The sequence below is a fragment of the Butyrivibrio sp. VCB2001 genome (assembly GCF_000423965.1).
In the GTDB taxonomy this organism is placed as follows: domain Bacteria; phylum Bacillota; class Clostridia; order Lachnospirales; family Lachnospiraceae; genus Butyrivibrio.
Window position 1 is genome coordinate 166981 of record NZ_AUIZ01000003.1, and the last position, 13086, is coordinate 180066.

Below are 13086 nucleotides of genomic sequence, written 5' to 3' on the forward strand. Positions count from 1 at the left end.
CTATTATACTAGCATCCCCTCAAACCCACGTAAAGACTAATACTTCACAAATTTGTCAAAAACAGCGTCATGTTTTTGTGCATATTTCACAATCAAAGTTCTACATCCACATCCTCTGTGATGGTGTGGCCTTCGAAGAGGGCTTCAAACTCTTCTCTTCCGATCTTTTCTTTCTCGATCAGTATCTTTGAGCTTGCATGAAGAACGTCCTCATACTGAAGGATGATCTCCTTGGCCTTCTTGTAGCACTTATCAATGATATTCTTAACTTCCTGGTCAATCTCTCCTGCCACAAGCTCAGAGTGCTTCTTGGTGTGAGAGATGTCATAGCCGATAAATACGTCTTCCTCGTTGTCGTCATAGTTTACGACACCGATATTTCCTGACATACCGTACTTGGTAACCATGCTTCTGGCTTCCTGAGTAGCTTTTCTTATGTCACTGGAAGCACCTGTTGTGATATCCGATTCGCCGAATATGATCTCCTCAGCGATTCTTCCGCCGAGAGAAACCATGATATCCTCAAGCATCTTGCGCTTTGTAAGGAACATATCGTCGTTCTCGGGAAGTGGCATTGTATAGCCTGCTGCCCCAAGACCTGTAGGAATAATGGATACGGTATGAACAGGGCCAACCTCCGGAAGTACATGGAAGAGGATCGCATGTCCTGTCTCATGGTAAGCCGTGATCTTCTTTTCCTTGTCAGAGATGATCCTGCTGTGCTTCTCTGTACCTATTCCAACCTGGATAAAAGCTTTGTTTATATCTTCCTGCTTGATGAACTGTCTGTTATCGATGGCTGCCCTTATTGCAGACTCGTTAAGAAGGTTCTCAAGATCTGCTCCGGTAAAGCCTGCTGTGGTCTGTGCCACCTGCTTGATATCTACGTCATCGGAAAGTGGCTTGTTCTTGGCATGAACCTTGAGGATTTCCTCTCTTCCGCCTACGTCAGGTCTTGAAACAGTGATCTTTCTGTCAAAACGACCCGGTCTTAAGATAGCAGGATCAAGGATATCTACTCTGTTCGTTGCTGCCATTACGATGATGCCTTCGTTGACACCAAAACCGTCCATCTCAACAAGGAGCTGGTTCAGTGTCTGCTCTCTCTCATCGTGTCCGCCGCCCATTCCTGTTCCACGTCTTCTTGCTACTGCGTCGATCTCATCGATAAACACGATACATGGAGCATTCTTTTTTGCATCCGCAAAGAGATCTCTTACTCTTGATGCGCCGACACCTACAAACATCTCCACAAAGTCTGAACCTGAAATACTAAAGAACGGAACTCCCGCTTCTCCTGCAACTGCTCTTGCAAGAAGGGTCTTACCGGTTCCGGGAGCACCTTCAAGGAGAACTCCCTTGGGAATTCTTGCTCCAACCTTGGTAAACTTCTCGGGATCTCTTAAAAACTCGATTATCTCCGCGAGCTGTTCCTTTTCTTCCTTAAGACCTGCCACTTCATTGAGGGTAACCTTGTTTTCCTCACCTGTGGACATTCTGGCTCTGCTCTTTCCAAAGTTCATCATTTTGCTGTTGCCTGAACCCTGGCTCTGAATGTTGGAAAATAGCGAGAAGATAAATACCATGACTATCAGTCCCACAATTATGGGAATGATACCACTTATAAGTACATTTTCCGAAGGGACATCCTTGACCTCAACGCCTACACCCTTCTCGGTGAGATACTTCTCAATATCAACAACATCTGTTGAGTAAAAGCTTGCGTCTGTGGTCTCATCCTTGAAGCTCACTCTTACCTGGCCTGTCGGCGTCTCGGAATTAGGTGTGATAACGGCATACAGGACTCTGTCTGCCTCAACGTCTCTCTCAAGAGAAGCCCTGTTATATGCAGGTCCTGAATTATCCACCAGTCCTCTTCCGTACTCCAGGGCCACAACGGCCACAAGGAGCACGATCACAAAAATAAATATAGAATTAAAGTTCCTTGAACGATTCAACTTGCGTTTTTCCCCTCTTAACAATACTTTCTTTCGGATTTAGTTGAACTCAACTACTCCGATATAAGGAAGGTTACGGTATCTCTGGTCATAGTCCAGTCCATATCCAACCACGAATTCATCAGGAATCTCGAATCCTGTGTAATCAACCTTTACATCTGTTACTCTTCTCTCCGGCTTATCAAGAAGTGTGCAGAGCTTGATGCTGGCAGGATCTCTATCCCCAAGCATCTTGATCAGATATGAAAGGGTTCTGCCTGAATCCACAATATCCTCAACGATAAGTACATGTCTATCCTTTAAGGGCTCATCAAGGTCTTTTACGATCTTGACTACACCACTGGATTTTGTTGAACTTCCATAGCTTGATGCAGACATAAAGTCCATTGTTACCGGAACTGTGATTCTCTTTGCAAGCTCACACATAAAGAAAACACCGCCCTTAAGGACGCAAACAAGGTGCACGGTCTCGCCCGCGTAATCCCTGCTTATTGCCTCTCCAAGTTCCTTGATCCTCTTGTCTACTTCCTCTTCTGAAAGTAATATACGTACAGATTCAGCCATTACTCTTTCCTCCAGTCTGCTTGATATTTATTGCTAAAACTCTTTTTGTAGCTTTACTTACTTTGTAAGCATCACTCATTCGATAGCCCGGAACCCACATAACTTCATCCCCGTCACAGAGAATGTATATGCCAACTCTCTCAGGTCTTGGGATCTTCTCATCCGTCATAAACTTGGACAGATCCTTGGAATGGAGCATATCTCCCTGACTTATCCGAATGATGTCGCCACGTCTTCGCTTTCGAAATGAAACTGCTTGTATTCTATCATAATCGAACCATTTCGTATATGTCTGTGTGGGCACTTCTTTTTGTTCATCGTAGGAAATTACTGCAATCTGAGCCCTTCCCAGACCCGGAATATCAATCTCGGTTTCCTCTCCGTCCGCGAGGGATAAGCTTATCTCTTCATCTGAAGCCACCTGGTTTTCCGCAGCTCCCAGATAAAGGACATTGTAGGTTCTTACAGCTCTAAGACCATAGGGAAGGTCCACCGATGCTGTTCCCGATAAGTCATTAGTAAGCCCCAGCACGTCATCCACGTGGACAAATCCGATATCCTTGCGGCTCTTAACAAGCTCCTCAAATGCCATAAGTACAACATTTTCCCTGATAATGTCAGCTTCCTTAAGAAGCTTTTTTGCATCAAGCTTGACCGATCCTTCTGAAACCTCTGCGATGTCCTCAAATACCTTACGGGCATAGCTCCTTACAAACTCATCTGCCTTTTCAAAAGAGGCTGCTGCCCTTGCCATGTGACTTACGGCTTTCTGGTTTACATTTTCTTCAAACTCCGGGATCAGGCGATTTCTGATGATATTTCTAGTATGAATATTTTCATAATTAGTTTTGTCTGTGCAAAAAGAAATCTCTTTTTCCCGAAGGTAATTCTCAATCTCATTCCTGTCTACGCAAAGAAGAGGTCTTATGATATTGTCCCTGACAGGCCTTATGGCTGCTGCCCCGTGAAGACCGCACCCCCTCGACAGGTTCATGAGAAGAGTCTCCGCCACGTCATTTTTGTGATGTGCAACAGCTATTGCTCCTGCTCCGATCTCTTTTGCATAAAGCTCAAAGGCCTCGTACCTGGCTCTTCTTCCGGCTTCCTCTTCTGTCAGTTTCAGCTCCCTTGCCATCTTTGGGACATCGACCTTTACAGGCTTAAAAGGAATATCTCTCTCAAGACAAAAGCCCTTTGAAAACTCCTCGTCCTGTCCGGCCTCCTGCCTCATCCCGTGATTTAGGTGGATCGCTGCAACCTCGATCTTAAGGACGGCTCTCAGTTCAAAGAGCACGTTTAAAAGAGCTGTGGAGTCCGCTCCTCCTGAGAAGCCAACCACAACTTTATCCCCCGGGGATAACATCCCGTTTTCCTTTATGAAACTAAGTACCTTTGATGTGAATTTGTCCATTAGAATCGTGCTTCTTGAATATCAAAAGCGCAGACTCATACGAACCCCGTATAGATGTCTGCGCCTAACTGCTTAGCTATCAGTTATCCGAGTTCTTAAAGATGATCTCTCCCGGATAAACCAGTCCCAGCTTTTCCTTGGCTGTATCCTCTATATACTTACGCGTCTCTGTATAGCGCTCAAACTCAGCGATATCTTCACTTCTCTGATTCTCGTACTCGATCTGCTGCAGAAGCTGCTGTTCCTTTTCCTGATATTCCCTGGCTTTCTGCATAAGTCCGATACTCTTTACAGAAACCACCGTCACAAGAATAAGTACAACGATGCTTGCCCAGACGATACCCGCTCTGTTTGTGAGCCTGCGCCTTTTATAACGAGCTCTCGCCGCCATAATTACCCCCTACTTTCAAACACTATATCACCATTTTTATTGTAATACAGCTAAATGTACCTGTAAAGGTTACTCACATCCTCTTTGTGCACGGTTTCCTGCACGTCAAGGACTTCCACGGAAACATCCTTGTTGCCAAAGCCTATGGTTATCTTGTCTCCAACCTTGACCTCTGTTCCTGCCTTGGCGGGCTTTCCGTTTATGGAAACTCTGCCGGCATCGCAGGCGTCATTAGCCACGGTCCTTCTCTTAATCAGTCTGGTTACTTTTAAATACTTATCAAGTCTCATTATCATTCACCGGATGCGGCACTCGCTGCATCGCTTGCTCCTTCGTTTGTACTGCTTTCCTTTGATGCATCCTCGGATGAGCTGCTCTCCTTGGAGGAGTCGTCTGCTGCCGAGTCTCCTTCCCCTGAAGAATCCCCTGTGGATGCGCTGTCAGATGATGATCCGGAATCTCCTGCAGGTGCTGAGTCCTCGGTAGTTGAAGCATCTCCTGAAGATGATGAATCCTCTGTTGAGGCACTGTCACCACTGTCTGATGAGTCATCCGTGCTGGATGAGTCACTGCTTGAGGAGGAATCTCCGCTTGATGCGCTGCTTGAAGAGGAAGAATCATCGTCTGTCTCAATCTTTACAAGATCAGGGAATGAGTAGGACTTGTTGTCCTCTTCCTTATCCACGTTGATCCTGTAGCTCTTGGTCTCATACCCGTCCATCTTGAGGATGACTTCATGATTTCCGGAAATCTTGTTTACGCTGGTGGGAACAACGCCAACATAGGCGCCGTCGAAATACACCTCAGCTCCATAAGGTTTATCGAAATAAATCTTGTATCCCTTGATCTCTTTGTTGGGCTTATCCTCTTCCGATGAAGAGTTACTGCTGACTGTGGCTGCCTTGGAAGCTGCAGAACTTGATTCACCAAAGTCTATGGTTCCGACAGGATAGCTCGTCAGTGTTGATGCGCTGCTGCTTGATCCGACTGCAGTAGACGCTTCTTCGCTCGATGCATCCGCTGCTGCATCAGAGTCTTTTTCCAGTTCTATCTGAATAACTGCCTTGGCTGTTCCAACCTTGAGGTACTTATTCTGAGTAACATATCCCTCTGCAAGGACTTTCAGGGTGTGATAGCCGTAATTGATGCTCTGTGGAACTCCCGTAAGAGCTCTTTGTCCGTCAACGAAGACCTCAGCATCTTCCGGAATGATCTCAAAGGTGATCAGTGACTCTTTTGGCTTAGATATGGATACTCTTCCCGTATCAACCACTGTTTCCTGATTGCGGCTGATGTTGACCTCCGTCTGATAGCTTGCGCCGTTACCAAGGATCTGAAGATTGTAATCTCCCTCAGGGGCGCTGAGCATCATGTTCGGAGAAATCTTGTGTATTACCTCGTTGTCCAGCTCAAGCCATGCTCCCACAAGGCTGTGATCTTCAACAGTATCCGAGGAAAGGCTCACATAGCCATGTCCGCTTGTGACAACTACGCTGTAAATATCTTTCCCAATACCACTGACTGTAATTCTGTCTGTATCAAGTACATCCTCAGCAAGAGCAAGTTCGCCTTCAGCCATGACCAGAGTCCTTGCATCTATTTTGTAGATATCTCCCTGGATCCTTGCTGTGCCGTCGCCCCTTACAAGGTCATGGTTTCTTGTGTTCTCCACAACCCAGGCATCGGATGAAACATTTAATGTTGTTATGTGCTTGCTGCTCTTAAGGAAGGTAACATCAACAATCTCGCCTACCTCTAAAAGAGATGCTGACAAAACCGTTCCTCTGGCATCATACATCATGCTCGTGTTGTCATAGGACAGGGTGTAGGTCTTGCCTGTCTGATGATTTCTGAATCTTATGAGCTTTTTGGTGGTGTCGATCTCTCTGATAGCCGCAGTATCTGCAGAATCATACTTGCCGATAAGTGAAACCGTGATCTTATCAGCGTTGTCTGCCGCCCTGGTTATGCTCTGCGGCGAAGAGATAAGCATGCCCAACGATAATGTAATTGCAAGTAGTGCCCTGAGTATTCTCTTAGTCGTAATCATGGTTCTCCCGTTCCACATGATCCTTCATGTATTCTTCTCTTAGGCGCTCCGGCTTAAGCAAATACTCCTTGGTGTTGTGCTCGGGATGTTCAATGACATCCATCAGCATCGCACTAAGGATGTTTCCCAGCGTCTTACCTGGGGCGATCCCCAGATCAATGAGGTCCTTCCCCTTGACTGCCAGGTTCTTAAGGTTAACACAGTCCTTCCTGTCTAAAATCTCCTTGTATACAGCTTTACACTGCTCAATGACCTGCAACTTATCATCTCTTTGATAATCGCTCTGGGCCATGGTATCTGCATATCTGACCTCAAAAAGCAGAGGGAAATCTTCTTCTCCTACACGAGCCATGGCTCTCCTGATACTGGAAGCCTTTGGCGGAAACCTGTAATCGTGGTATAGAACCAGGTTGCAGACCCTGTCCATGGTATCTCTGTCAAACTTAAGACGCCTGAAGATCTTTTTTGCGATCTCAGCGCTGACCAGGTCATGGTTGTAGAAGTGATGAACTCCCTCGTCATCTATCTCCATTGTATCAGGTTTTCCCATATCATGCATCAGCATTGTAAGGCGCAAAACCTTGTCAGGACGCACATTCTTCATAGCTTCCACCGTGTGATCCCCGACGTTGTACATGTGGTGGATATTCTCCTGTGGCGTATCCATACATTTATCGAACTCAGGAAGGATCACCGCGGTTATTCCCAGCTCGTAAGCCATCTTGATCTTCTCGGGATGGGGAGATTGCAGGAGCTTCACCAGCTCTGTCTGAATCCTCTCGGCGCTGATCTTTGAAAGGGTAGGCGCCAGCTCTTTTATGGCCTTCTTCGTCTCCTCTTCAATCTCATAGTCAAGCTGCGCAGCAAATCTCACAGCTCTCATGATCCTCAGGGCGTCCTCGGAAAACCTCTCCTTTGGGTTTCCTACGCACCTTATGATATGGTCCTCTAAATCCTTCTTGCCATCAAACCTGTCGATCAGGCCCTCTTCCTCATTGTAAGCCATGGCGTTTATGGTAAAGTCCCTGCGCATCATGTCTTCATAGAGGTCCCTTGTAAATGTGACCTCCTTGGGGTGACGGCCGTCCTCGTAAATTCCATCGATCCTGTAAGTTGTTACCTCATACCCCTCTTTTCCCATCATCACCGTAACGGTTCCGTGTTCTATTCCTGTGTCGATGGTTCTTTTAAAGAGCTTCTTGGTATCCTGGGGAAGCGCATTCGTGGTGATGTCCCAGTCCTCCGGAGTCCTTCCCAGAAGAGCATCACGAACACAGCCACCCACTATATAAGCTTCAAACCCTGCCTTGTGCATGGTGTCGAGAATGAATTTTGCATTTTCCGGTATTGTAATCTTCATACCTTCATAATAGCCTATAGGCCTGATTTTGTGAATATTTGCTAGGAATTTTGTCATTAAGGTTATATACTGAATATATGTAATAATGAGGAAAAGTTTATGAAATTTTGGGACTATAGTCGCTATGATAAATTAGCGGCAATACTACTGCTCATAATATCAGTTATTGCAATTTTCTTTATTTCAGATACTTTCTTTAAACCACGATCCGGGATCTACAGCCTGAACGACGACTGGGAGATCTCTTTAAATGGTGTCCCGAATTCTTCGGATTCGCTTCTTGATGCCGGCCTTGGCCTTATTGATGAAGGTGATGTGGTGATCCTTAGCCGCAGGCTTCCTGATTTCAAGCTTGAGAACCCCTGCCTTATCATGTATTCCATCCACGCTTTGGTAGATGTTTATCTTGATAATGAGATGATCTATTCCTTCGGTCATGACTACTACGAAAACGACCGGACTGTCCCCAAGCGCTACAATTACATTGCGCTGGGACAGGATTATCTGGGAAAAGAGCTTAGGATTGCCATCTCGGGTACCAGAACAAGATCTTTTTCAGGCGCCTCTCCCATAACTGTCGGAGAAAGACGCGACATTCTAACCTATCACATCTCAAACATGCGCTCAAATATAATAATCGGTGACTTTTTGATGATCCTGGGCCTTGCCCTGATGATCCTCTCTCCCTACATGGTCATTTACCACAGCAATGACTTAAGACTCTTTTTCAGCGGTCTTATATCACTACTTCTTGGACTGTTCATATACTCTTTTTACGGACTTATCGATCTTCTGTGCAACAATCCGAGCCTTAACACCATTTGCGAATATTCTTCCATGTACAATATTCCGACAGCCATCATCGGATACTTCATGTCCATCTCAACAGACAAGCTAAAGAAGATATTCAGAGCACTTTTCGTTGCAAATGTTCTGGTATTCCTTTCGGTATTCTTCTTTACTGTTATTGCAAACCGCAGGATCTTCGAATTTACACCGATGCTTCAGGGTCTTGCCCTTTTTGAGGCAATCGTCTGCACCGTAATAATCATAAGAGCTGCAGCAAAATTGTTTAAGGATCCGGATTTCCGTCTGATTTCCTCCGACAATGTCTTTTCCGTAGGTCTTATCATTTTCACGGCTCTGTCGGTTGTTGATATCTTCAGATACAACTACACCAAGTACCTCTCAAAGCAGGGAGAATCATCAACTACCATCGCATTCTTCACCGGCGGCGCTGTACTTCTTGTTTGCTCGCTCCTTATAAGTTACCTGCTATACATCATTTACAACTCAAACCTTCAGTCCATGCAGAGCAAGATATCATCCCTTGCCTACACGGATCCCCTTACGGGTCTTGCCAACAGAGCCCGTTGCGAACAGGTTATGGACCTGCTTACCAAAGAGCGCACTCAGTACACCATAATAAGTCTCGACCTCAACAAACTAAAACAGGTAAACGATACCCTTGGCCACCACGAAGGCGACCGCCTTCTGTCCGGCTTTGCAACCATACTCTCCGACTGCTTTTTGGATGCTAACCTTGTAGGAAGAATGGGCGGCGATGAATTTATCGTAATCCTCACAGAAGAAAGAGCCCTTAGCACCACCAAGAGGATACACGAGCTCTACTCAATGATCAGTGACTGGAATCACAAAGAGCAGGTATTCCAATACAGTGCGTCCTACGGCTATGCCTACAGCTACGAAGTCCCCAGCGGATCTGCTCAGGAAGTCTACATGCTGGCAGACAGCCGAATGTATGAGATGAAGAGAGAGCATCAGTCAGACAAGCGTAAGGAGGTGATAAAGAATGCGTAAATTCTTATCTTTCCTTACATTAGCCCTGGCTTTACTTGCGCTGTTCTTTACATTTGCAGCATTTTTCTTCTCCTTTAAGCCCACGCACCCTATTATGAAACTCGAAAAAGGCTGGACTGTAACCTACAGAAACCAGCAGTACTTAAACACTAATCTTGAGCATATGAGCACTCAGGTTGGAGCTACATTCTCAAGAGGTGACGTTGTCTACTTAAGCCAGACTTCACCTCTTGTTGATATTCGCTGCGATTTCCCTTACCTCGCCTTCAAGACAAGATACTGCTACTATGAGATCTTCCTGGATGAAGAACTCATAAGCAGCACTGTCCCTGAGAGCTCTTCAAACAAAGAGTTTATCGGTGTCGGTTACAATTTCATCCCACTCCCCGATAACTACGTGGGTAAAAGACTTACCATCAGGCTCTATGTTACCGAAAACTCCACAAGAGCCGATATAATCACGCCTTTGATCGGTGACTTCGATGATATTTACAGAGACATGATCCATTCAATGATCTACCCCTTCACTATAGGTCTTTTCATGCTTATGTTTGGAGAGGTGTTCCTGATAATATCACTGCTCTTCTATATCAGGTCAGCCGGCGTTACAACACAGATTCTGTGCTCTGTCCTCAATATTGTTCTTGGATGCTGGATCTTAACCGCCTTTGATGTCACGGACTTTGTGCTGCCTCCCAACATAAATACAACGCTTGAGTTCTGCACCATGTACCTGATAACGCCGCTTATCTATGCCATTGTATTTGATCTTCACAGACGTTGGGAGAATAAAATACTGATAGTAATGGGGCTTTCGACTCTTGCCTTTTCTCTCACTTTCATGTTCCTGCACTTCTTGAATGTTGTGCACATAAATCATTTCCAGTATCCCTACTACTTTATTTCTACTGTGGGTATGATCATACTGGTAGCCTATGTCTACATGGACTTAAAGAGCAAAAGCCACAATTCCTCGAGGCTGATCCTGATGATAGGCATAACTTTCATGGCAGTGTCACTGTTTGGCTACATAATAGCCGCTGTGCTTCACCAGTATATTGGCTTTGCCAGCACCCCGATCATCTCCGCCATCATGCCCACCGGAGTTATGTTCTTCGTATTTATGCAGCTGCTTAATTACTTTGTATATATGACCCACTCTTTTGCACAGAAAAAAGAGTATGCAGCCCTTACAAAGATTGCCTACATCGACAATCTCACCGGCCTTCCAAACAGAGTCAGCTGTGACGAAAGGCTTGATGTCTTTAATAAGTCAGACAAGAATTTCTGTCTGCTGAGCCTTGATCTTAACGGTCTTAAAGAGGTCAACGACAACGCCGGACATCCGGCCGGGGATAGGCTTCTTAAGTCCTTTGCGGATACACTTAAAGCAGTTATTGGGGATCTCGGAGTCTGTACCAGAATCGGCGGAGACGAATTTTTAGTTCTGATTGAAAAGACAACTCCAATGGAGCTTGATAAAAGACTTGTTAAACTGGATCAGGAGCTTTTAGAGCTTGATAAAAAAGTTCCTGACGTCAATCACAGTGTGTCCTATGGCTACGCTTTCAGAGAAGAGGTAGAAGATGGGGATACACATTCGGTGTTCATGCTTGCTGATCAGAGAATGTATGACTACAAGAGAGCTCACTACGCAAACATGATGAAGAGATAAAAAAAGGACGCGCATTAATACGCGCGTCCCCAATATACCATTTTGGTTGCAGGCTTTCCGCACATTACACATGTGTCGGAGAGCTTTTCTTGTTCAAAAGGAATGCATCTGCTGGTAGCGGAGAACTCTTCCTTGATCTTGTCCTCACACTCCTGGCATCCGCACCACATAGCCTTTACAAAGCCCTTGGTCTCCTTGAAGGCTTCTGCAAACTCCTCTTTGTTGTGAGCTGCGAAGGTGTGCTCTGCAAGGTGCTTCTTGGCTCTCTCGAACATATCCTTCTGGATTGTATCAAGAAGCTCGCCAACCTTAGCTGAAACCTCAGAGATAGCACATTCGATCTTCTCTCTTGTGTCTCTTCTTACAAGTACGCACTTACCTGCCTCAAGATCCTTAGGTCCGATCTCGACACGAACAGGAATACCTCTCATCTCCTGCTCAGCGAACTTGAATCCCGGTGTTCTGTCAGAATCGTCAGTCTTTACTCTGTAATCTGAAAGGCTCTTTGCGATATCGTAAGCTGCATCAAGAACACCTTCCTTCTTCTGCTGGATAGGAATGACAACAACCTGTACAGGAGCGATCTTAGGAGGTACTACAAGACCAGAATTGTCGCCGTGTACCATGATCATGGCACCGATTGTACGTGTTGTAAGTCCCCAGGAAGTCTGACATACATAGTGAAGCTGATTGTCTTTTCCTGCGTACTGGATTCCGAAAGCCTTTGCAAAGCCGTCACCGAAGTTGTGGCTTGTTGCGCTCTGAAGAGCACGTCCGTCATGCATAAGTGCCTCTACTGTATAAGTAGCCTCAGCACCAGCGAATTTCTCTTTATCTGTCTTGCGTCCCTTAACAACAGGAATAGCCATATCGTTCTCAAGGAAATCAGCATAGACATTGAGCATCTGCTGTGTTCTCTCCTCAGCCTCTTCCATTGTTGCGTGAGCTGTGTGTCCTTCCTGCCAAAGGAACTCTCTGCTTCTAAGGAAAGGTCTTGTCTCCTTCTCCCAACGAACTACGCTGCACCACTGATTGAGAACCTGTGGAAGATCCTTGTATGAGTGTATCTCTCCCTTGTAGTAATCGCAGAACAGTGTCTCTGATGTAGGACGTACGCAGTATCTCTCTGTAAGAGGCTCAAGTCCTCCGTGAGTTACCCATGCTACCTCAGGAGCAAATCCCTCTACATGGTCCTTCTCCTTCTGAAGAAGTGACTCGGGAATGAACATAGGAAGGTATGCGTTCTGAACGCCTGTCTCCTTAAATCTTGCATCGAGGTGCTTCTGAATAAGCTCCCAGATTGCATAGCCTGCAGGCTTGATGACCATACATCCCTTGATGTTTGAGTAGCTTACAAGGTCTGCCTTGATACATACGTCTGTGTACCATTGTGTGAAATCTTCATCCATGGATGTGATCTCAGAAACGAGTTTCTTGTTGTCTGCCATAATTTCTCCTCTCTCTTGTCTATGAAGTGGATACGAGGTTGTTTATGCTAAAAAAATAAGCCTTCGCATCCCTAAAAACAGGGACCGAAAGCTCGGCGGTACCACCCTATTTAAATCCGCAAAAGCAGATTTCACTTCATTTGTGCCCTTAACGCGGGTAACGCTGTATTTATGCTGATGCTTTCATACAGGACTCCAAGGCGGGTTCGCTGTTCTTCCGTAAGAGCCTCACACCATACAGCCCTCTCTCTGAAACGTGATTGCAGTTACTATTCCTCTTCAACGTCGATTTATTTATTTCACTCATTCTAGTTTCAAACCCAAAGATTGTCAAGCCATTTTGAACCCAGGGGACGGAGTCAGCGGCTCATAATCTGACAATTGACCGATTTGTCAGATTATGAGCCG

At 45.6% G+C, this 13086-nt stretch carries 10 protein-coding genes and 1 other annotated feature; of the genes, 2 read left to right on the forward strand and 8 right to left on the reverse strand.

From position 1 onward, the window contains the following. Positions 1 to 92: 92 nt before the first annotated feature. The 7 genes from ftsH to G589_RS0105490 all read right to left on the reverse strand — a co-directional run bounded on the left by ftsH (position 93) and on the right by G589_RS0105490 (position 7734). Positions 93 to 1958, reverse strand: coding sequence for an ATP-dependent zinc metalloprotease FtsH (gene ftsH, locus G589_RS0105460; protein WP_026521374.1), 1866 nt, complete (start codon positions 1956 to 1958; stop codon positions 93 to 95). Between the two features lie 39 nt (positions 1959 to 1997). Continuing rightward, a complete protein-coding gene (gene hpt / locus G589_RS0105465; protein WP_022764867.1) occupies positions 1998 to 2522 on the reverse strand; it encodes a hypoxanthine phosphoribosyltransferase in 525 nt (174 codons plus the stop codon). Further along, positions 2515 to 3933: a tRNA lysidine(34) synthetase TilS gene (gene tilS, locus G589_RS0105470; protein ID WP_026521375.1), complete on the reverse strand. Its 1419-nt coding sequence runs from the start codon at positions 3931 to 3933 to the stop codon at positions 2515 to 2517. The genes hpt and tilS overlap by 8 nt, the downstream gene beginning before the upstream one ends. Before the next feature lie 79 nt (positions 3934 to 4012). Beyond that, on the reverse strand, positions 4013 to 4324 hold the full coding sequence (locus G589_RS0105475; RefSeq protein ID WP_022767936.1) for a septum formation initiator family protein: 312 nt from the start codon (positions 4322 to 4324) through the stop codon (positions 4013 to 4015). Positions 4325 to 4374: 50 nt separating this feature from the next. Then, complete coding sequence (locus tag G589_RS0105480; protein ID WP_026512395.1) at positions 4375 to 4614, reverse strand: RNA-binding S4 domain-containing protein; 240 nt, start codon at positions 4612 to 4614, stop codon at positions 4375 to 4377. 2 nt (positions 4615 to 4616) lie between these two features. Then, complete coding sequence (locus G589_RS0105485) at positions 4617 to 6374, reverse strand: PEGA domain-containing protein (RefSeq protein WP_026521376.1); 1758 nt, start codon at positions 6372 to 6374, stop codon at positions 4617 to 4619. Further along, positions 6361 to 7734, reverse strand: coding sequence for a CCA tRNA nucleotidyltransferase (locus G589_RS0105490; RefSeq protein ID WP_026521377.1), 1374 nt, complete (start codon positions 7732 to 7734; stop codon positions 6361 to 6363). Before G589_RS0105490 ends, G589_RS0105485 begins: the two co-directional genes overlap by 14 nt. Before the next feature lie 99 nt (positions 7735 to 7833). Here G589_RS0105490 and G589_RS0105495 point away from each other — a divergent pair, with 99 nt between their 5' ends. Together G589_RS0105495 and G589_RS0105500 are read left to right on the forward strand one after the other, a co-directional pair. Further along, entirely contained in the window at positions 7834 to 9555 is a 1722-nt protein-coding gene (locus G589_RS0105495; protein WP_026521378.1) for a GGDEF domain-containing protein, read from the forward strand. Beyond that, positions 9548 to 11230: a sensor domain-containing diguanylate cyclase gene (locus G589_RS0105500; protein ID WP_026521379.1), complete on the forward strand. Its 1683-nt coding sequence runs from the start codon at positions 9548 to 9550 to the stop codon at positions 11228 to 11230. Before G589_RS0105495 ends, G589_RS0105500 begins: the two co-directional genes overlap by 8 nt. A gap of 14 nt (positions 11231 to 11244) precedes the next feature. Here G589_RS0105500 and proS read toward each other — a convergent pair whose 3' ends face one another. Further along, positions 11245 to 12678: a proline--tRNA ligase gene (gene proS / locus G589_RS0105505; protein ID WP_022767942.1), complete on the reverse strand. Its 1434-nt coding sequence runs from the start codon at positions 12676 to 12678 to the stop codon at positions 11245 to 11247. Positions 12679 to 12754: 76 nt separating this feature from the next. Next, positions 12755 to 12970, reverse strand: a binding site (T-box leader). Positions 12971 to 13086: the final 116 nt, after the last annotated feature.